Origin of the sequence: Pseudomonas syringae KCTC 12500 (assembly GCF_000507185.2) — a bacterium.
Taxonomy (GTDB): Bacteria; Pseudomonadota; Gammaproteobacteria; order Pseudomonadales; family Pseudomonadaceae; genus Aquipseudomonas; species Aquipseudomonas syringae.
The window spans coordinates 5,411,419-5,431,311 of the sequence record NZ_AYTM02000002.1 but is presented as its reverse complement, the minus strand read 5'-3'; the positions used below and the strand labels follow the sequence as shown (position 1 = coordinate 5,431,311).

Annotated in this window: 16 protein-coding genes and 1 pseudogene (1 of these 17 only partly in view); 6 read left to right on the top strand and 11 right to left on the bottom strand. The window is 58.3% G+C overall.

Annotated elements, in window-relative coordinates:
* Positions 1 to 71: 71 nt before the first annotated feature.
* From V476_RS24140 to V476_RS24130, 3 genes are all read right to left on the bottom strand, one after another.
* Positions 72 to 2,480: a TonB-dependent receptor gene (locus tag V476_RS24140; RefSeq protein WP_024665123.1), complete on the bottom strand. Its 2,409-nt coding sequence runs from the start codon at positions 2,478 to 2,480 to the stop codon at positions 72 to 74.
* A gap of 69 nt (positions 2,481 to 2,549) precedes the next feature.
* Entirely contained in the window at positions 2,550 to 3,515 is a 966-nt protein-coding gene (locus V476_RS24135) for a FecR domain-containing protein (RefSeq protein WP_003318944.1), read from the bottom strand.
* Positions 3,512 to 4,021 carry a sigma-70 family RNA polymerase sigma factor gene (locus tag V476_RS24130; RefSeq protein WP_003318943.1) on the bottom strand — a complete coding sequence of 170 codons (510 nt, stop codon included), beginning with the start codon at positions 4,019 to 4,021 and terminating at the stop codon, positions 3,512 to 3,514. The genes V476_RS24135 and V476_RS24130 overlap by 4 nt, the downstream gene beginning before the upstream one ends.
* Positions 4,022 to 4,973: 952 nt before the next feature.
* On the opposite strand from V476_RS24130, the gene V476_RS28390 reads away from it, so the two are divergent.
* From V476_RS28390 to V476_RS24115, 3 genes are read left to right on the top strand one after another with little or no spacing between them, the layout of a single operon-like run.
* Positions 4,974 to 6,194 carry a dTDP-4-dehydrorhamnose 3,5-epimerase family protein gene (locus V476_RS28390; RefSeq protein ID WP_122220441.1) on the top strand — a complete coding sequence of 407 codons (1,221 nt, stop codon included), beginning with the start codon at positions 4,974 to 4,976 and terminating at the stop codon, positions 6,192 to 6,194.
* Positions 6,195 to 6,241: 47 nt separating this feature from the next.
* Positions 6,242 to 6,517 (top strand): hypothetical protein, encoded by a 276-nt coding sequence (locus V476_RS24120; protein WP_010412379.1) that lies wholly within the window; start codon positions 6,242 to 6,244, stop codon positions 6,515 to 6,517.
* A gap of 22 nt (positions 6,518 to 6,539) precedes the next feature.
* On the top strand, positions 6,540 to 7,793 hold the full coding sequence (locus V476_RS24115; protein WP_024661777.1) for an MFS transporter: 1,254 nt from the start codon (positions 6,540 to 6,542) through the stop codon (positions 7,791 to 7,793).
* A gap of 47 nt (positions 7,794 to 7,840) precedes the next feature.
* On the opposite strand, the gene V476_RS24110 is transcribed toward V476_RS24115, so the two are convergent.
* From V476_RS24110 to V476_RS24080, 7 genes and pseudogenes are all read right to left on the bottom strand, one after another.
* Positions 7,841 to 9,016 (bottom strand): MFS transporter, encoded by a 1,176-nt coding sequence (locus tag V476_RS24110; protein WP_024960905.1) that lies wholly within the window; start codon positions 9,014 to 9,016, stop codon positions 7,841 to 7,843.
* 22 nt (positions 9,017 to 9,038) lie between these two features.
* Positions 9,039 to 9,659 (bottom strand): hypothetical protein, encoded by a 621-nt coding sequence (locus tag V476_RS24105; RefSeq protein ID WP_024960904.1) that lies wholly within the window; start codon positions 9,657 to 9,659, stop codon positions 9,039 to 9,041.
* A 10-nt stretch (positions 9,660 to 9,669) separates the two neighbouring features.
* Complete coding sequence (locus tag V476_RS24100) at positions 9,670 to 11,151, bottom strand: aspartate aminotransferase family protein (protein WP_024960903.1); 1,482 nt, start codon at positions 11,149 to 11,151, stop codon at positions 9,670 to 9,672.
* Entirely contained in the window at positions 11,148 to 11,831 is a 684-nt protein-coding gene (locus V476_RS24095) for a class II aldolase/adducin family protein (protein WP_024665120.1), read from the bottom strand. Before V476_RS24095 ends, V476_RS24100 begins: the two co-directional genes overlap by 4 nt.
* Positions 11,828 to 13,455, bottom strand: a pseudogene (locus V476_RS24090) (xylulokinase). Before V476_RS24090 ends, V476_RS24095 begins: the two are co-directional and overlap by 4 nt.
* 10 nt (positions 13,456 to 13,465) lie before the next feature.
* Positions 13,466 to 14,347, bottom strand: a complete 882-nt coding sequence (locus tag V476_RS24085) for a TorF family putative porin (protein ID WP_024960902.1) — start codon at positions 14,345 to 14,347, stop codon at positions 13,466 to 13,468.
* Positions 14,348 to 14,375: 28 nt separating this feature from the next.
* Positions 14,376 to 14,801: a DUF2147 domain-containing protein gene (locus V476_RS24080; protein WP_004404540.1), complete on the bottom strand. Its 426-nt coding sequence runs from the start codon at positions 14,799 to 14,801 to the stop codon at positions 14,376 to 14,378.
* Between the two features lie 160 nt (positions 14,802 to 14,961).
* On the opposite strand from V476_RS24080, the gene V476_RS24075 reads away from it, so the two are divergent.
* The 3 genes from V476_RS24075 (at position 14,962) to V476_RS24065 (ending at position 18,294) form a co-directional block, all read left to right on the top strand.
* Positions 14,962 to 15,645, top strand: a complete 684-nt coding sequence (locus V476_RS24075) for a TetR/AcrR family transcriptional regulator (RefSeq protein ID WP_024665117.1) — start codon at positions 14,962 to 14,964, stop codon at positions 15,643 to 15,645.
* A 186-nt stretch (positions 15,646 to 15,831) separates the two neighbouring features.
* On the top strand, positions 15,832 to 17,268 hold the full coding sequence (locus V476_RS24070) for a coniferyl aldehyde dehydrogenase (protein WP_024960901.1): 1,437 nt from the start codon (positions 15,832 to 15,834) through the stop codon (positions 17,266 to 17,268).
* A 357-nt stretch (positions 17,269 to 17,625) separates the two neighbouring features.
* Positions 17,626 to 18,294 (top strand): helix-turn-helix transcriptional regulator, encoded by a 669-nt coding sequence (locus V476_RS24065; RefSeq protein WP_024648407.1) that lies wholly within the window; start codon positions 17,626 to 17,628, stop codon positions 18,292 to 18,294.
* 117 nt (positions 18,295 to 18,411) lie between these two features.
* On the opposite strand, the gene V476_RS24060 is transcribed toward V476_RS24065, so the two are convergent.
* A protein-coding gene (locus V476_RS24060) for a non-ribosomal peptide synthetase (protein ID WP_024960900.1) crosses the window boundary here: on the bottom strand, positions 18,412 to 19,893 show its 3' end. Its footprint extends 16,299 nt past the window's final position; 1,482 of the gene's 17,781 nt are visible here — the last part of the coding sequence; its start codon lies beyond the right edge, outside the window — the gene reads right to left on this strand; it ends in the stop codon at positions 18,412 to 18,414.

The following is a 19,893-nucleotide window of genomic DNA, read 5'->3' as shown; positions in this document are numbered from 1 at the left end:
TTTATCCCTCGATGAGGACTACCGGTCGTTCGCTATACACGTGAGCCCTTCCCTGGGCGTCACGTATCGACTCAGAAACCGACGGTGGCCGATAACAGATAGGTGCGCGGCGTCGACAGGGTCAGCCCCGGCTCACTGTCATCCGACGCGCCGGCCGAGCTCCAGTAGTACTTGTTCATCACGTTCTCGACATTGGCCCGCAGCGTGATGTCCTTCTGATCGACCTTGAAGGCATAACGCGCCCCCACGTCGAAACGCTCTGATGAGTCGATGCTTTTGCTGTTGGCCTGATCCAGATACTGCGAACCGGTATAGATACCTCGGCCGGTCAGGGTCAGGCCGTTGACGCCAGGGACGTCCCATTCGGCGCCCAGATTGACGTTGTACTTGGGGGTGGCGGGTGCGCGGTTGCCGTCGAATGTGCCGTTGACGGTATTGGTCAGTTCGCTGTCGATGTACATCACCCCGCCCAGCAGACGGAAGCCCTTCATTGGCTCACCGAACATGGTCAGTTCGACACCGTCGTTACGGCGCTTGCCATTCGGGCCGAATACACGCGAGGTGGTATTGGTATCGTAGGCTGGTTGTTTGATACGGAATACGCTGGCGGTGAAGGCGAATGACCCCAGGTCATACTTGGCGCCGACCTCGACCTGACGACTGACGAACGGCGGGAAGATCTGGTCTTCGTTCACCGAGGTCGACGGAGCGATCTTGCCCTGACTCAGGCCTTCCATGTAATTGGCGTACACCGAAAAATCATCGGTGACCTTGTACAGAATGCCGCCTGACGGTGAGACCTTTTCCTCGTCGTACGCGGTGTCGCCCTTCACGTCATCGGTCCAGTCATCAACCTTGACCCGCTGCCAGCGAGCGCCGAGTGTCAGCAGCAGACGGTCCTCGAAGAAGCCCAACGTGTCGGTCAGCGCCACACCGCTGAAGCGGTTCTCGGTGTAAACCTTGGAGTCGGTACGCGTTGGGTTGGAGGGAGTCGGCGTATCGACAGGGTTGTAGAGATTGCTTGGTGCGGCTGCATAGCGCGCACCACCGTTTTCGAAGTCCATGTAGAAATAGCTGGCAGCCAGATTGACCTCGTGGCTGACCGGCCCGGTAGTGAACCAGCTGCGTGCACCGGCAGTGGCTGTGCGCACATTTTCGTCGCGGGTGAAATCGCGCGGCTGAACGCTGAAGTCACCCGCGTCGTTGGTGACCGATACCGCATGGCGCAGGAAATCATGGTTACTTTTGCGCGCGCCGACACCGCCGTACAGCATGACCGAGTCGCTGAGGTCATATTCGGCATTCACTGCACCGAAAGTATCCTTGGTGCGCGCCTTGCTCCAGGACTGCGCATAGTTGTCGCGCACATCGTTGGCGTTAGGCACCTTCGCGTTGGCACCGACCTGCACACGTTCCTGCGGCGCATCAGTGTCGCGTTCGGTGTGACCTATGTCCGTGGACAGACGCAGGCGATCACCGCGGAAATCCAGACCCAGCACGGCCATGTCGCGATCGACGCTCTGGTGATCCCATTCAGTGTCACCGGACTGCTTCACGCCGTTGAAACGGATCCCGAACTTGTCGTCTTCGCCAAAGCGACGGGCTACGTCGACCGCAGCACCCACCTGCCCCTTGGAGGCATAGCTGGTGGTGAGCTCGGTGATCGGCTTATCCGTCGCGCGCTTGGGGACCACGTTGATCCCGCCGCCGACACTGCCTCGCGGTGAAATGCCGTTGATCAACTGGCTTGGCCCCTTGAGGATATCCACTCGTTCGGCCATTTCCATGTCGATCGTGTAAGTGGGCAGGATGCCATACAGACCGTTGTAGGAGACGTCACTGTTGAACAGGCTCAAGCCGCGAATAGTGAACTGCTCGTAACGCCCACCTGCAGGGTTGGTGGCGCGTACCGACGGGTCACTGGCGATCAGATCGCCAAGGGTTCGGGCCTGCTGGTTTTTCACCGCGTCCTTGGTGTAGGTGGTCATGCTGAATGGCGTTTCCATGAAGTCCCGGGAACCCAGCATGCCCTGCGAGCCTTTGCGCGCCACCTGACCGCCCGCGTATTCCTGACCGTCCGTAACTCCGCTGTCACCAACGATCGACGTGGGCGCGAGTTGCAAACCTGCGCTGGCGCTTTCAGGTGCCGGGATCAGCGTGTAAGCCTGCTCCCCGACGGGCATCAGCTGCAGGCCGGAACCTTGCAGCAGGCGCGCAAACCCTTCCTCGACCGCAAACTCGCCGGACAACCCCGAACTGTTACGGCCATTCACCAGCGCAGGGTCTACCGACAGATTGACCCCGGCCTGCCCGGCAAAACGGGTGAGCGCGGCGCTCAGGCTGCCGGCCGGTACCTCATAGGCGCGTCTACCCGAGGTGTCGGCCCAACTGGTCGAGATGAACAACGGACTGGAACTCAACGTCAGCAACAGGCTGAAATGCAAAAGCGGACGCAAACGGTAGGAAGACACTGCGGACATAGAGGGAAGCTCTCGTATTTTTTGTGCACTTACCTGGAATGACCAGCGAGACAAAAAAAAGGGACAGCGTTACGCACTATTTTTTGTCGAAATATTTTTTCGAGGCGCCAGGGTCACCCAGTAACGGGTGCGCATCTGCACCTCCACCGGCAGACTGGCCGCCAGCAAAGACAGTACGCGGTCAGTATTGTCGAGCCTGAAGCTGCCCGTCACTCGAAGGTTTTCCAGCGCCGGCTCCCAGCGCAGCAGGCCTGGGCGGTAGCGACCCAGTTCGCGCAGGAAGTCGCCCAGCGGCTGGTTCTGCGCGCTCAGCACATCGTCGCGCCAGCCAGGCAGCAAGGCGTCGAAGGCACTGACAGCACCGATGCCGCTCTGCTTCAGAGTGACCTGCTGCTGCGCATTCAAGGCCAGCACAGGCCCGTGCAGGGGATAAAGCTGCACCGTGCCACTGACGACCGAAACCCGGCAGTCGCTATTATTGAGACGCACACAGACTTCACTCCGACCGACCACGATGCGGCCATAAGGACCGTTGATGGTCAGCGGCACGCTGCCAGGCACCTTGAGGGCTATTTCGCCCCGCACCAGCGTGATTGCCCGGGCGCCCATATCCACGTTCACCGCACTGTCGGTATTCAGTTGCAAGGTGCTGCCATCGGCCAGCGACAGGCGCTTGTGCTCGCCGACTGCGGTTTGCAGGTCGGCACGCCAGACATCCAGCGGCAATTGACGCCCCAGCAGCCAGACGGTGGGGACCAGCGCAACGGCCCCAAGCGCCCTTTTCAGCGTTGCGCGTCTGGCCTTGTCAGGACGATCCAGCGTCGCCATGGCCAGGTTGGCAGGCAGACCGAAAAAACGCTGACGCAGCTGTTGGGCCTTTTGCCAGGCGCGCTCATGGCTGGCGGAGCTGTCACGCCAGTGTTGCAGCATGGCGTGATCTTCATCGCTGGCACCGCCGGACTCGAGAAGCGCCAGCCACTGCGCCGCTTTGCGTACGACCTCGCGTTCTTCGTTCGAAGGTGCCGGGCGAATCACCAGTCCACCAACAGACAATGCTCGTAGGCTTGCGCCATATAGCGTTTGACGGTGCGTTCAGAAACGCTCAGGCGTTCAGCGATTTCCCGATAGCCCAGCCCCTCGAGCTGACTCCAGAGAAACGCTCGGCGCACCACTGCCGACAGGCCATCGAGCAGCTCGTCCAGCGCCTGCAGGGTTTCCAGAAGCAACCAGCGCTGCTCCGGCGACGGCACGCTTTCTTCGGGCAACTGCGCCAGCGCTTCCAGATAAGCCTGTTCAAGGCTGCGGCGAGTGTAGAAATTACTCAGCAGGCGCTTGCCCACGGTCAGCAGGTAGGCACGCGGCTCCTGCATATCGGCGATCTGCTGGGAGCTGGAGAGCACGCGCAGGAACGTATCCTGACTCAGGTCAGCCGCATCCCAGGCATTGCCCATGCGTCTGCGCAGCCAGCTTTCCAGCCAGCCATGATGATCGCGGTACAGGGAATGCAAGGTCTGCTGTGATAGCGTCGCTGCTTGAGTCATGTCAAAAGCCTTGAGCGATGGGATGCGCCAAATGAGACTGATTCTAATTAGTGTTATATCCCGAGTCCACGCTCTTTTTTTCAAAAAGCCCATCGCCGCTGCGTGAAATCGGGGCTGTCAGCCCGCAACACGTTGATCCGCGCTGCATCCGGGCGATTCACCCGGACGACAAATGAGCGCTGAAAAAGCGTCCTGCGTGTCCTGTTTGTACGTTTTCCGAGACAAAGCCTGCCAAGGATTGATCAGCCGCCCATTCAAGCTAGTGCACTCAGCGCCGCGCGATCAAGATATAGGTCTACGCCAAGCTCCGTCGTGAATGCTGACCGGGCGCGTGAAAGTGCCATGTTTGAGTTAACGCCGGGTGATCATAAGCGTCGGCCCACCGGTTAACGCACGGGCATTCTGTTAAAAGACCGCGCCGATTCAACAATTAAAAGTGCGGTCCTAATAATGCAGCGGTTAGGCGAGCTAGAAGCGTCAAGCTATCAGTCAAACACTATCTATAGCTTTTTTAAATAAATAAAGCTTGGATGTGGTCTTGATGACCTCAACCTCCACCTAAGAGAGAGAGTACTTGGGGCGGGCAATCCAGCGACATGTATTAACAAGGGCGCACTGTCTCGGAGCACGCGCAAAAAATGAGTGATACCTAAATAGATTGCTCGTGCTTTTATCGCATGGCCCCTGCGGTAATCCCTGAGTAGACATGATAATTTTCAAAAAACCCTTCTTGCACCACTTTGGAAAGCCAGGCACAAAAATAGAGCGCCCTAGTTCAAAAAAATAATAAAAAAAATATTGACTTCGAATAATTCGCTACTCAATATTTAAGTCGCAAGGTGAGTACTCAACTGATACCCGAAAATGTTCGCGGTCTCTAGCGCTCACGCAGCCAAGGCAGGCAAGCTCTTGAACAATAAAGTTTTCAAGTGCCCAAATATGCGAGGGATCTATGTTCAAAAAAGTTGATGATGGCAGCCTTTCCTTAGCCTTTTCTATTGAAGGCTTACAGTTTGAGCCTAATCTCACATCGTTAGCTAAATCACCCACTAGTTTTTGCCATAAGAAGCTTATTTCCAGTCCCGGCCCTCTCATTTCAGACTTTGTAACTCACGAGAAAAATTTTCATTATTCTACTTATGGAATTCACGTCGGACAAGATGACCGACTCACGTTCATGGGAGATCCGATCGTTGAAATTGATGGTTTTTTCGTGGATTGTAGAGAAGGCAGTGCTACGCTTCATCGTATAGTTCGCTTGCGCTTTAAGCCCTCTTTAGAAAGACGATTGGTCATCCCCCGAGGCGTGGCGCATACATTTGATAATCTCGAAAGCATCGTGACACGCGATGAGCCTGTATGGTATGTGGATCACGACAATCCCGCATGGAATCTGGACAATGATCTGGTTTCAGTTCCTCGCTCTTCAGCGCTAGACGAGTTTCCCATCATCAGACCAAACCGGTATACATTGCCTGATGAGGCTCATCTTTTTTTGTCAAAGATATCCCAATCACTTCTTGAAAATCCGAAGTCGTACCTCGCACGTTTTTCCGTGCAAATTGCTGGCGCCAAGAAATTTGTAATGCTTGAGCCCAAGCAATGGGCAAACGATGACCGTTCATTGGCGGCGGTTGTAGAAAAAGCTAAAATCCCAGGTGTTGAAGTCAGGCGCAATCGTTACGCATTGACAGGGGGTAAATCATTTACCCTCGTACCAAACACTAATGCTTGTGTTTCAGATGTTTTGCTGCTCAAGTCAGATTACGCAGAATCCGCTGCTTACCACTGGCATGCACGCACCAGAAAAATATACACCTTCCTAAATAATGAAGGTGCTGAAATCACTCTAAGCTTTATTGACCTGAGAGAGAACTCTGAAACATTTGGACAGATGACAAACCACACAATTATTTCTGACCCCAGGATAAATATAAGAATAGAGCAAGGTATCGCTTACCGTATAACAAGCACCCAAGACATATTGATTCGTTGCGAGCATGAGGTATTCGTTGACAAGAACGAGCCTAGAACGGACATCCCTATGTTTGGACAGGACCTTGTTCCATTATCAGATACTCTTCCTTACCCGAGAATTTCGCTCCCTACGCTACAGTGCCCGCACAGCGTAGTATACAAGATGGCAAAATTTGAACAGCATAACTTTACCTGATGGGGGTGTGCACACACTTGCTTTTCTCATAACGATGGAGATTCACTATGCAAGAAGTTATCACAACACACAGCATGTCGTGGAAAACCGAACTTGCCGCGTTGGTGGCCTCAGCCAAGGATGAAACGGAATGCGTTGCGCTGGAAGCGTTTCAAAAAGCACTGACTCCTTATTTAGATACACCTGACTCACTTCGAACGTTGCTTGGGAAAATTCAAATGTTGGCGCCCGCTGCTGAAGCGCTTGATTTGAAGAGTAATTTCGCAAGCCTCGATGAATTAAAGAGTGCGATACCTGAACACTTTGAAATCATAGCAGCCTGATGCGTTAACGCAAAAATAACGGATGGACACTGTGCACACCCTTCCCTATTCAAACAAAAAGGTACTCTATATATTTGCTTCGGTGGGCGTGCTGATTGCGCTCTCCGAAGCGGTATACGACTTGGCATTTGCCAACCTGGCCTACACGTTGACGGGCTCAACCCTGTCCGTCATGACGACGTATGCAATAGGTTACAGCGCTGAAATACTGGTCACCCTGCTAGGGGCGGGGTTTATTGATCGATTTGATAAATGGAAGCTGTTCATCGCCACGCAGATCATAAATATCATTGTTTTTACGGTGGCTGTGACGACCCTTTCGACGCCAGGCAGTTCTGTCGAACAGGTATGGTTATTTGCTTTCCTGGTTGACCTCGTACATCAGTACGTCCGGCTTATCATGTTTTCCTTTATTCCTTTCCTCTTTTCAAGGGAGGAGATAATACGGGTCAATGGCTTTCTTGCAATTATCAACGGCGTCGCCAGAGCGGTAGGGCCTGCCATTGGTGCGCTGGTGATTTTCCAGGTCGGCTTGTCCATGGCTCTTACTGCCTCAATCGTCTTCATGATGGGCGCTTTGTTTCTTGCGCTCAGTCTGTGGTCAGTGGCCGCAGGCACGAGTGTTACCCGCCCAGATGTCGAGTCTTCATCATTCAAAGCGCGTTTCCAGGAAAGCGTGACCGGCGCTTCGATGGCAACCGTGAACCTTCTAAGGTCCTCGCAGTGGCGTAATTTCCTTGCGTCTTACTCTACCTGCGTTCTGGTGATAAGCGTGCTGGCGCTCTTATGGATTCCTTTTCTCCGAGATTTCCATGCATTTTCTCCCGAGCAAACAGGTTATCTTTATGCGCTCGGAACCACTGGCGCAGTGCTGGGAGGATTTACGATGTCGTCTTTCCAGGACAAAAGCCTAATCACCACCATACTGTCCGCCCACGCGTTAATGTTCACCGGTATCGCAATGACCCTGTGGTTCCGAGGAAGTTTCTTATGGGTGGCTGTCGGTATGTTTCTATTCCAGTTTGGTACCACTGTATACTTTCGCAGTACAGCTAGCGCCATTCAGCTTACGTTACCCAAGGAGATCATTGGAAGCTGGTACGGCGCCATTGATTTCATGAGTCGTTTTGCAGGGCTGGTGGGCGTTATTCTGGCCGGTTGGTCATACGATTGGATCGGCGCGTACTGGGTGTATTCCGTGTTGTTGGGGCTCCTTGTCCTAAGCGGACTGGCATGGAAGGCAGGAAATCAGGTCGCCTGGTTGAGCCCTTCCTGAATGAGGCTCCCGGGTTGTTCGCTCTGTAATCGCACCCAGGCGACCAATCAAACCCCGCCCACAACCCCAACCCTTCTATCAACTGCCCGCCGGTGCAGCAGCGCTATCAGGCACAAAGCCGATACCGACAGCCAGACGCTGACCAGCAGCACCGGTTGAGCGTTGTCGCCCGATACCCACTGCGACGCAAGCAGCGGTCCGAATGCGCAGCCCAGCAATTGCATGCCGGGAATGAGCCCTGCGATGCGTCCCGATGGATCGATCTGCAGCGCAATGCGCACCTGAAACGGCGTCAACATCAGGTAGATCAGGGCAAACAACGCGCACAGGCCCAGAAATACGTTAATCCCCTGATCGGCCGTTATGTACATGCCCAATGCAATGCCGGCCAGGAGAAACGCTGCGATGGCCAACATCGAGTAATCAGGCACCCTGCGTACCAGCAGAATGCCCAGGCAGCCGCCCAACACCTGCATGAATAACATCGCGGACACCAGCAATTGCGCCGCATGAGCGCGCAGCCCCGCGTGAATGCCCAGCGGTTCAAGATACGCCCACAGCCCGCCGACAGCCGAGAGTTGCATGAACACCAGCGTCAACAGCAGCACCTGCTTCAGATTCCATTTGAATCCTGTCGTATCCGGCTGCCTGTCAGGCTGCTGCGGCAAGCGTCCGGGTAGCCAGACAATGAACAGCACTGAGCCTGCGGTGAGCACTCCCAGAAACACGAACCCTGCATGCACGCTACGATCAGGCAGTATCAGGTACGCAAGCGCGGCGGCCATCAGTGCCTGAGCCAGGGTCTGGACGACCATGAATGCGCCAGCCACCCGGTCTGGCGCAGGCCCCTGAACGATAAGGCTGACGGCGCCCCATAACAGTAGGCCCTCGGCCAGCCCTGCTAGCGCACGTGCAGCGGTCAACGGCCCGTCGCCGGTGACATTGGCGGTGACCAGATCCATTCCGGCAGCGCAGAGGATGGCGATGACCGTCAGCAGGCGCAGGTTGAGCATCGACCGCAGCAGATCGCCCAGCACCACACCGAGCCCCAGCGCGACGATTTCACCCATCGCGACCAGCCCGACACCTTCCAGTGATACGTGGTCTTGCGCCAGTAACTCGCCAAGAAGCAATGGTTGCAGCCCTACCATCAGCACTGCGACAGAGCCCAGTGCCAAGGCGGCACTCAGGTGTCTGCGAGTTACAGCGGACGACGTTTGCATGGCATGCGCCTCTTCGGAAGTTTCAGTAACCGCGGGTTTCGGGCGGAATCCGGCCTTCGGCAAAACACTGTGCCGCCCGCTTCTCGTCTTTCATTAGCCTTCCGTTGGCCACCAGCACCACCCACCAGGGCAGTAGCGTAAGGTGCGTGCCGCATGCCTTGGCCAGCGTGTAGGCCTTGGCGCATTTCTCGAACAACTCTGCATTGAGGACCATCCGCGCCCCTGTAGTGCCCATCACCACCGGGGTGCTGTCGATCACCGCAGCATTGCCCCCCCGCTTCAACAGACGCGCCAGCGGTTGTTCGGAACTGGCGGGCGTAGCCATGTGGCCTATATGGCGTGCCTGCTCATCAAATAGAATCGGCAGGACTCCGCCAAAATCCACCAGGCTTTTGGCAAAGGCACCGCCGCCGAGCAGCACGGCGCCGACGTCAGCTCGGGCCCGGTAGATCGCCGCGTGCGTCTGGCCGTCGTCCGCTGCCGAGTCGTTGCAATCAACTACCTGCGGCGCCAGGTCATCGAGTTTGCCCAGCCACATGCTCTGTTCGCCCGGCAATCGCAACGAAACACTGCTGTGCGAGTCCACCTGACCCATCAGGCGTTCACGCAGATCAAACCACTGCTGTCGAAGTGAATCGCGCATGCTGCTCACCTCACACCAGTTGAAAGACAGCGTCGAAGCGTTCAAGCGCGTCGTCGATGACATCGTCGGTGTCAGCCAGGCTGGTGTACAAACGGCTGCCGGCCAACGTGATCAGGCCGTGAGCGGTATACGCGGCGCCCATCTCTTCCATCATGTGCTTGCGGGTCTTGGCTTCATTGCGCGCCCTCAGCAGCTTGAGCGGGTTGCCGGTATCGAGCAGCAGGACGCCGGACGTCTGCAGGTGAACAATGGAACCCATGTTGTACGCCACATAGGGCAAGCCGCGCCGTTTGATGATCTCCTCCAGGCCTGCACGCATACGGTCGCCCGCCCTTCCCGCCAGCGCTGGCGCGTTCAGGCGGCGGGCTTCGACCAGTGCGTAATAACCAGCGACGCATGACAACGGATTAGCCGACAGCGTGCCGCCGACGAACGCCCGTCGCGAGGATGTGCCAATGCCACCGGCAAGCAGTTGCATCACGTCCCGGCGCCCGCCAATGGCACCGGCCATGGGATAGCCCCCGGTCAGGCATTTGCCCAATACCGTGATGTCCGGCATGACATTGAAGTAAGCCTGCGCGCCGCCCAGACCGGCGCGGAACCCGGTGACCACTTCGTCGAAGATCAGCAGGGCATCGAATTCGTTGCACAGCGCCCGCAGCTGTCGGTTGAAGTCGGCGTGCACCGGACGCGTGCCGCTTTCCGGACCAAAAGGTTCGACCATAATGGCTGCGGTGCCACCACGCAGACGGTTGATTTGCAGCCTGCGGCGCAAAGCGTCGAGATTATTCGGCGGGCTTTCCTGAGTGTTCGCGGTGGCGCCTCGCGGGATCCCCACCGCTTCCATGCGCCCGGTGCCCGGCAAGCGCATGCCATAGACCAACTGGTCGCTCCAGCCGTGGTAGGCGCCGCCGATCTTGATCACCCATTTCTTGCGGGTATAGGCGCGGGCCAGGCGAACAGCGGCCATGACCGCTTCGGTGCCCGAGCCCAACAAGCGCAGCATGTCGACACCCGGCATCGATTCGCAGACCAGTTCAGCCAGTTTGACCTCGTATTCATGCAGCAGGCCGGTTACCGGCCCGCACTCATCGAGAATCCGGTCAACCTGTTTGCGAATGGCCGGGTGATTGGAGCCCAGCAACGTCGGGCCACCTGCCTGCAGGAAGTCGGTGTAGCGATTGCCATCCACGTCGGTCAGGTGCGCACCGTGGGCCTGGGCGAAGGCCAGTGGGAACGGATAGTTGAACGCCAGGTTGTGTTGCACGCCCCCCGGTATGACCTTTTTGGCGGCCTCGGAAAGGCGCTTCGATCCTTGGCAGCGCTCGTCGAAATAGCCCATGATTTTGTTCATCGCGTCGCGCTTGATCGGGCGAATCGGCTGTTTCACCAGCTCGTCGAAGCGGCGATAGAGTGAGTCGACATCGGGCCATTGCGACACGGCCGATGCCGGAATGTCAGGGATATTGGCGGGATCGAGAGGTCTGTTCATGATTGAGTCTCTGAAAAAGGCTGAGGGCTGAGGGCGTGCGTGCCGGCGCTGGTCAGGGCGTCGATCAGGCGTGCTATTGCGACGCGCGATTCGGGTTTGCCACGGCTGTTGGCTTTGATCTGGTTGAGAAGATGGTCACGACAGAATGTTTCCAGGTCCTCCAGGCGTTTCAGGGTGGTTTCTATGTCCGGGCCACAGCACAGAACGCCGTGATTGCGCATCAGGTAGGCGTTTTGGTCAGGCCGGATGGTCTTTTCCAGCTTGCCTGCCAGCCAGCCGGAACCGGACGGCGCATAACCCACCAGCTGAATCCTCCGCCCCAGCGATTGCCATAGCGGCGGGTAAGGTACGTCCAGCGATTTGCCGAACAATGTGCAGGCGCTGGCCAGTGGCTGATGGGTATGAATGCTGCAATTGACGTCCGGGCGACTGCGCAGGACTTTCGCGTGCAGCTCGCTTTCAACCGAGGGCGAACGTTCGCCCGACAGCTGCTTGAGGTCCGTGAGTCGCAATACGCAGACGTCCTCTGGCCGCATGCTGAAGTAGTCGGTGGCCGACGGAGTGACCGCGATGTGCAATGCGTCGATACGCAGCGCAAGGTTGCCGCCGGTTGCGGCAAAGAAGCCGCGGCGTGACAGATGCCGCGACAGGTCGACGATCTGCTGTTGAACATTGCTCATGGTGCCGTCTCCTGCGATGGGTTCAACCTGCGATAGAGCGGCGCCAGACGTTTGCGGACTTCCTTGAACGTGGCGAAGCGGTCGTCATACAGGTTTCGGGTTGATTCGGAGGGTTCGTACAGCCGATGCGGCCGTTGCAGGGCCGGCAGATCGTTGAACTGCAGTTTTTCGAGCGCTACTGCAGCAATGAAGGCCGCACCGCGTGCGTTGGTCTGAATCGGTTATGCGGCTGCTGAATGACCCGCCCGCAGACATCGGCCATGATCTGGCACCACACATCCGACTGCGCTCCGCCCCCCGTGGCGACGATGACTCCGCGCGACTGGCCGATAAACTGCGAGAACGGCTCCAGCATCCAGCGCGTGTTGTGCGCGACGCCCTCCATGAAGGCCCGGATGATGTCTTCCCGCGAATGCTCCAGTTTCAGGTTGATCAGGCCGGCACGCAGGCTCGGATCACCTACCGGAGAGCGCTCGCCACACAGCCAGGGCGTGTAGATCAGCCCCCGCGAACCCGCTGGCACTCGGGCGGCGATACGGTCCAGCAAGGCGGACACGTCCGGCTGCTGCTCATCGCTCAACAACTCGTCCGGGTGATACAGCACCTTGTCGCGCAGAAACGACAGATTGGCACCTGCCGCCGATTGCATCGCCATCGCCAGATACCGGCCTTTGACCGCACTGGGTACTGCAGCGATGTGATGGCGTACGCTGGATTTCTTGAACGGCACGTGAGCGCCGACCCACGACGAGGTGCCCAGGTAAAGATGCGGAGCGAAGTCACGCACGGTGGCGCCAACGGCCACGGCCGAGGTGTCCACGGCACCCGCCACCACGGGTGTGGATCGAAGCAGCCCCAGGGCATCGGCGAGCTCGGGCTTCAAGGTGCCGATGACTTCCGTCGAGCCCACCAGCTCCGGCAGTTTGCCGGCGTCGATACCCAGTGCCCTGATCAGGCTAGCGTCGTAACGGATGTGATGAGGATCGCGATTGTCGGTCACCCAGGCGGTCAGCATCGAGTCACCTGTGGCGCAGAAGCGCCCCGACAGGCGCATGTTCATGTAGTCGAGCACATTCAGAAACTTGTGCGTCTTGTCATACCTTGCCGGGTCGTGGTCAAGGATGTAGGCCATGTGCCCGGCCGAGTCCATGCCCGACAGTGACGCCACCCCGCCGGTCAGTCGCAGCGATTTCCAGAGCTTGAGCGGCCCGTAGCCACCCAGATTGCACCAGCCTCCGCCCATGCGTCGTTTGATCGAGCCGGCGCCGCGTTTGTCCAGCCACAGCAGCGCCCGGCCAATCGCGGTCCCCTCGCGATCGACACAGACCGTGCCTTCGCTTTGCGTCGAGCAACACACGGCCACCACCTGACGACGCCTGAGCGGGTCGGCTGCCAGCAATTCGTGGGCACCGAGCAGAAACGCGTTCCACCAGTCCTCGGGTTCCTGCTCGGCACTCAGGCCACTGACGTGCAGCGGCACGCCGTGAAACGCCCAGGCGCGGATGTCTCCCTCCATGGATACCAGCGCGCACTTGCAGCCGGACGTTCCCAGGTCGATCGCGAGGACGAGTTGCTCCAGGCCGGTAGCCGCCTCAGGCGTCCGGGAAATGAAAAGCGAAGTCATAAAGGTCTACTCAGAATGTGCGGGAAATCGACGCTACCCAGCGACTGCCGTCCGTGGTGCGCACATGTCCGTCGTCCTCGGCCATATACAGCTCGCGCGCCCTGGTCTTGGTCGTCACCCAGTCAAGCCCCCAGTCGAAGCCCCACCAGTGGTGGGCCAGACCTGCGCCATAATCGGCAAAGTCAGCCTCCGGGAAGTTTTCGATCTGTTGGTAGCCAGCGTGCAGCTTCAGGTTGGTGTTGATGCCCAGCGCGTACTTGTAGTCGAGGTCATAGAGCATGCTGCCCCGGGAGTTGCGATCACCCTTGGCATAGCAATCGAGGCCTTTGGTCGGGTCATCGCGGAACTGCAATTGCGCGCCACACACCCCGCCGCTGTTGGCGCCCCGGTAGTTTTTCGAGAGCACCCGGGCGATTCGTCCTTCGAACGCGCCGTAACCGATTTCAAGCACGGCGAACTGGCTGTTGTAATTGGTCGAGTGCTCTTCACCTGGCGTGAACGTTTCGAAATCGAACCGGTTCGGTGCCTTGAACTGAGCCCCTGGAAACATCTCGGCCGCAAGCCCGACGCCATAGTGCCAGGCATCCGGATCGCCGAAGCGATAACCGCCAGCCAGCAATACACCTGCGCCGTCGCCATCGAGAAACTGTTTCTTGCTGACCGTGGTAAATTCGGCCAGCGCCACCAGGCCTGTTTCATGGGCGACCTGAATGGTCACTTTGGCCCCGGGCCGATTCAGCGAATCGGAAATCCCGCGGGTACGAATGTCCGAGCTGACCTTGGCGGTAACATCCACTGCGTAGCTTGATATTTCATCGGCGATGGCCAGCGTCGGGCCTGCTGCGGAGCACAGGGCTGCAGCCATTACATAACGGGTTGTATAAGTGCGCATGATTCTCTCCCACGCTAAAGTGCCGGATTTACGATTTGCAAACCGGGGCAGGAGGCAGTGTTGCGATTCGCTCGAATTGCTCGGTCTTGCCGAGAACTTCGGTACCGACAAAAGCCCTTACATTGAGGCGTCCGTCCTTGACTCGAACGGCGCCCTTATATTTTTTCTGGTCACGCGGGTCGTACACCCAGCCATCGCGCCAGGCATCCTGGTCGTAGCGGGTCAGCTGCAGAATCTGTACGCCGCAATCACTCGACGTCGAGGCCGCATCCTTGACCCAGACAATCTGCCCGCAGATAGCGCCGGCCTTGTCTGCGCAGTCGTCAAGTCTGACCACCGCGTCCTTTTCAGCCGTCAACCAAAGGCCCTTGGCCTCAAGCGGACCGGCAGCAGCATGAAGGCCGGTGGAGCACATCAGAACCGAAGAGAGGAAAAGCCACTGCCGTACGTTCATAGCGTCACCTTTTTTATTTTTTTGTTTTGACAGATCGTCACAATAACGACGCTTCAGTTATGATAGTCATCGCTACACGATAGTTATAGCTATCATTTTATCGTGCAGCAACTGTTTTTTGATCCTCATGCTGGCGCCCCACTTTTCTTGACAGGTATTTATGGCCAGGCTGAAAACCGAAATCCCTCCCGAGCAAATCGTCGGGAAAAGCGTTGAACGCAAGAAGCTGCCCGCGCAGCAGCGTGCTACCGAAACCTACGAGCGCATCCTGGTCGCCACGGCAAACACCCTGTGCGAGGTCGGCATAGAACGCCTGTCGACCAATCTGGTATGCGAACGGGCCGGCCTCACGCCGCCCGCGCTGTATCGCTATTTCCCGAACAAGTACGCGCTGCTGACGGTTCTGGGTGAGCGCCTGCTCGAAAAACAGAACGAGCGGATCGATCACTGGATCACCCCCGAGCTGATCGCAGGCACGCCGCAGGCGCTGGAACAGGCGCTCGCCGAGCTGATTCTGGATACGTACCGGGTCACTGACGCCACACTGGGCGGTATGTGGACGCTCAAGGCACTGAGGGCGGTTCCCGCTCTGGAGCATGTGCGGCTCGACTCACACCGCAGGGTTTCCCAGGCTCAGGCTGCGATCATTGGCAGTGCTTTTCCAGACGCGGATCCCGAGCGCATCGCCATGGTTGCCCGCGTCGCGGTGGAAATGATTCACGCGACCATTGAGTTGTTGTTCGATGAGCCGTTGGAGCCCGCGAAAACCTGCGCGATGGTGGCGGCGATGATCGTCAGTCATCTGGATCGCCTGGCGCCCGAACCCGGGCATGGCAAGCGATGAGCGGCATGCAGGTTAGCCGGTTGGCCCCTTTAACCGGCCGGATCGTTCCTCCATCAGCCTGTCGGGGTGCTAAACGATTACGTGAGCCAGGAAATACACACTACTGCTGACGCCTCCGTACTAGCGGCAGGTTCCATCGCCGTCATGCAGCCCCTATAAAAACCACGCAGCCACAGGAGCAGCGTCATGAATCAATCCGCCAGGGTTTCGCCAGACACGACGTTTCACGCTTCCGGGCTAACCGAGCTGTTCGAGGCGCAGCAGGCCGCATTTCGCGCTCAGGGTGCGCCTTCCTTCGATCAACGAATCGCAGACCTCAACGCCGTTCTGCGTATGGTCAGCGATAATCAGAACAGGTTGCTCGAGGCGGTCAGCGCAGACTTCGGCAACCGCTCGTTCGACGAAACCCGGCTCGGTGAGTTGATGCCGGTGGTCAACGGCATCAAGCACATCCGCTCGCACCTCAAGGCATGGATGCGCCCCTCACGGCGCAAGGCGGGTATTGTTTTCAGGCCCGCCACAGCACGGGTGGTTTATCAGCCGCTGGGCGTCGTCGGCATCCTGGCTCCGTGGAACTATCCGCTGACGCTGACACTGGTGCCGTTGATAGAGGCGCTGGCTGCGGGTAACCGGGTAATGATCAAACCTTCGGAACTGACACCCCGAACCTCCGAGCTGCTCAAGCAACTGCTGGGCAAAGCGTTCCCTGCCGAGCAGGTTGTCGTGATCACTGGCGACGCCACGCTGGCGGGCCAGTTCAGTGAGTTGCCTTTCGACCATGTGCTGTTTACCGGCTCAACCCACGTGGGCCGCCAGGTCATGGCGGCGGCCGCACGCAATCTGACACCGGTCACACTGGAGCTGGGCGGCAAGTCGCCAGTGGTGGTCTGCGACGACTTTTCGATCACCAAAGCTGCGCGGATGATCGCTATCGGCAAACTGTTCAATGCCGGTCAGACCTGCGTAGCACCTGACTATGTGCTCGTCCCGCGCGAACAGGTGGACAGATTTGCCAGCGAGTGGCTCGCTGTAGCGAAAAAACTGTACCCGACCCTCGATGGCAATCCTGACTACACCTCGATTATTTCCCAGCGCCACTACGACCGGCTTATGGCGATGGCCAGTCAGGCCGTCGCGACAGGTGCCAAGGCATGGCAACACAATGCGCCCGCAACGGCGGGCGAACGCAAAATCGCACCGATGGCACTCACTCAGGTGTCCCTGCAAGCAGATGTCATGGGCGAAGAGATTTTCGGGCCGCTGCTGCCGATCCTCGCGTATGAGTCGCTGGATGAAGCCATCGCCTTTATCAACGCGCGTCCGGCACCGCTGGCGCTTTATTGCTTTTCCAACGATCAGGTATCTGTAAACCGGGTGCTGAACCGCACGCAGTCCGGCGGCGTGACCATCAATGGCACTATGCTGCACGCGACTCAGGATGACCTGCCTTTTGGCGGTGTCGGCGACAGTGGCACCGGGGCCTATCATGGCTACGAAGGCTTCGTACGTCTGTCCCACGCCCGCGGTGTTCTCAAGCTCGGTCGTTTCAACATGTCCGACAAGGTCTCGGCACCTTACGGACGGCTTACGCGTCTGGTGACCCGATTCATGATCGGTAAATAGACGCTTGCCAAACGGTATGTCCCCGTCATGTCGCGACGTTAAGTGCACATTCGCGGGGATCTTTTCCACTCCCTACTTCCCGTAACAAGAGCAGGAAACACCCGCTAGCGCTAGTTCGCCTGAGCGCTTTCTGCGGCCTCCTTACGCGCCGTCCGACCGATGATCATCACTCTTTCTGATAGTGAAGTATTTAGGTAACCTCAGGGCGATACGCTTTGCTGTACTTCACTCCAGATGCTCTAGCGGGCATCTAACGCTGATTTCGTGGCGGAAACACCAACGGCCAAGTTGATGTGACTGCGCCATGCTTACAGCGTCTATACCATTGTCAGCAGCTTTAAACTCATGGATGACTACATGCCTAACACACTACTTCCGCAGATTGGCAGGGCCATAGCCAGCATCGGTAGCGGGAATTTTTCCAGCATGTTCCACAAGCTGATCGACACTCAGCTTGCGGTAGATGCCACGCACCTCTCCTCCCTGCCACAGCCCTGGCAAACGCCACCCGCCTCTGCACCGACGGTCTTTAACGAGACCGTGACGTCATCACGAGGCACGCTGTTGCTCAGTGACTCGATTCATCTTTACCCTGATCAGGCCTCGGAAAACTTTAGCTGTAAAATAACCGTATTTCGGGCGCTTCCCGCGCATGAATTTTCAGAAAAGGAACGCCGGCAACTAGGCGACATTTCTCCTCTGCTGTTTTCGATACTTGAAAAACATGTCAATGCCCTGCAATCAGCAATGCCCGGCATCGAGCATAAAAAGCCCGAAAGCATTGAAAAACGCTTCCAGGAACGACTGCGCGAAACGGGACTGACGTTGTCCGAACGCGAAACCCAAGTGTGCCTGGGGCTGCTCGCCGGCCATACCGCGCTTGAGCAGGCCGAGCGGCTCGCACTCAAGGTCAATACCGTGGGCAGTTACCAGCGCCGCGCGGCGATCAAGCTGGGCATCAGCGGTCGCAATTCCCTGATGCGCTGGATGTATGGCTCATCAGCGGGCGTTTTTTCAACCTGCTGACCGCCAGTTGATGCAAAGGACGGGGCGATACCGATCGCCCCTCCCGGATCCACCCTCACCGCCTCCGATGCAAGACCTCCTTGCGCCTGCAATCACGCTTTATCAATACCCACCAAGTCATTGCGTTTCCCCCACACCCACTGCCAATCCGTCGTACCACCAGGCCGCCAGGCTATAGACGTCCGGCGCTTTCAGGACGCTGAAGTGGTTGCCCGGCCCGTGCCAGAGTGAAAGCTGCGGTAGCAGGTGCTGCCATTGGCTCGCGCAAGCGGCATGCTCAAGTTGATTATCCAGCGCATCCAGTTGCGGATCGTCCACTAATACCAGACTCGCCCTGCCGCTGTAGCCTCCTGGCTCAGGTCGATAGACCGTGCGCAAGGCGCTGGCGAACGTGCGAACAATCCCTTGCAGGGCCTGTGCCGCAAGACGTGGCGGCAATAGTCCGACGCGCACCATGGCTTGCTGAAGCAGGTGCATTTGCGTGACGGTATCGCTGCCGGCAAACGTCAGCGGGTCGAGCTCGAGGCTTCTCCCGCTGGACAACTGCAGCGCCTCGATCAGGCGTTCCAGCACGGCTGTGGCGGTATAAGGTTTACCGTCCAGACCCTCGCCGCCAGGCGCTTCGCTGTCGATCAGGGTCAACGAGACAACCTCGCGGCCACGGGCCTGCAGCTTGACAGCCATCGCGTGCGCCGCCCACCCGCCGAACGAATGCCCGACCAAATGCAGGGGGCCTTTCGGATACAGCGCTTCGATGGCCTGCACATGGCTCTGCGCTGCAGCTTCCACGCGGCTGTGCGGAACACTGCGACCGTCCAGACCGCGCGGTTGCAGGCCGTGGATCGGCCAGTCCGGACCCAGTGCCTCGGCCAGGCCAATGAAGCTGGTGACGCTGTCCCCGGCGCCCGGTACGCAAAACACTGGCGCATGCCCGTCACGCCCGCTCTGGATGGCCAGCAGTGACTGATGAGCCGGCGGTGGCGGTGGCGTGGCAGGCGCGCTGTGCAGCGCCTGAACGATGCTCAGACCAAGCACCGCGACGTGCGGTGCCTGCATCATCGTCATGTGGTCCCCCGGGACATCGACGCACCGCAGTAGATCTGCGGAGAGAATCTCCCCCCAGCCCAAGGTCGAACTGCTTCCAATCGGCGCCATTGGGCGCTGTTCGGCGCGGAACAGGTGAATCGGCAGGCTGAGTGACTCCAGCTGGTAATGCGCCAGGGCCTGACCATGCGCCACTTCACGGTCCAGGTAATGGTGCAATTGCTGATCGCTCGCCAGCGCCAGCTCCTCGTACAACAGGCCTTCGTCACGGCACAGTTGCAACAGCGTGGCGAAGTCCGGCAGCGGCGCTTGCTCGCTCAATGAGTTCAGACGCGCCAACTTCGCAGCGCCCTCACCCGCCTGGGCTTGCCAGTGCGCAGTGCAATGCGAGAGCAATTGCCGCTCAAGCAAATCAGGCCCCTGCCAGCGCGCCTTGCCCTGATCGGTCAGGCGTGGCACATAGCTGTCGATCAGGCCGAGGAATGTCACGGCCTCGTCCATGCCCAGCAGTTGCGTGGCCACTTCGTAGGCCAGCACCCCGCCAAACGACCAGCC

Bases quoted from the DNA above. Each gene is read 5' to 3' on its own strand.
- V476_RS24100 (WP_024960903.1), bottom strand. From the start codon at position 11,151: ATGAACAGACCTCTCGATCCCGCCAATATCCCTGACATTCCGGCATCG.
- V476_RS24080 (WP_004404540.1), bottom strand. From the start codon at position 14,801: ATGAACGTACGGCAGTGGCTTTTCCTCTCTTCGGTTCTGATGTGCTCC.
- V476_RS24095 (WP_024665120.1), bottom strand. From the start codon at position 11,831: ATGAGCAATGTTCAACAGCAGATCGTCGACCTGTCGCGGCATCTGTCA.
- V476_RS24110 (WP_024960905.1), bottom strand. From the start codon at position 9,016: ATGCAAACGTCGTCCGCTGTAACTCGCAGACACCTGAGTGCCGCCTTG.
- V476_RS24070 (WP_024960901.1), top strand. From the start codon at position 15,832: ATGAATCAATCCGCCAGGGTTTCGCCAGACACGACGTTTCACGCTTCC.
- V476_RS24130 (WP_003318943.1), bottom strand. From the start codon at position 4,021: ATGACTCAAGCAGCGACGCTATCACAGCAGACCTTGCATTCCCTGTAC.
- V476_RS24075 (WP_024665117.1), top strand. From the start codon at position 14,962: ATGGCCAGGCTGAAAACCGAAATCCCTCCCGAGCAAATCGTCGGGAAA.
- V476_RS28390 (WP_122220441.1), top strand. From the start codon at position 4,974: ATGTTCAAAAAAGTTGATGATGGCAGCCTTTCCTTAGCCTTTTCTATT.
- V476_RS24115 (WP_024661777.1), top strand. From the start codon at position 6,540: ATGGACACTGTGCACACCCTTCCCTATTCAAACAAAAAGGTACTCTAT.
- V476_RS24105 (WP_024960904.1), bottom strand. From the start codon at position 9,659: ATGCGCGATTCACTTCGACAGCAGTGGTTTGATCTGCGTGAACGCCTG.
- V476_RS24085 (WP_024960902.1), bottom strand. From the start codon at position 14,347: ATGCGCACTTATACAACCCGTTATGTAATGGCTGCAGCCCTGTGCTCC.
- V476_RS24065 (WP_024648407.1), top strand. From the start codon at position 17,626: ATGCCTAACACACTACTTCCGCAGATTGGCAGGGCCATAGCCAGCATC.
- V476_RS24120 (WP_010412379.1), top strand. From the start codon at position 6,242: ATGCAAGAAGTTATCACAACACACAGCATGTCGTGGAAAACCGAACTT.
- V476_RS24140 (WP_024665123.1), bottom strand. From the start codon at position 2,480: ATGTCCGCAGTGTCTTCCTACCGTTTGCGTCCGCTTTTGCATTTCAGC.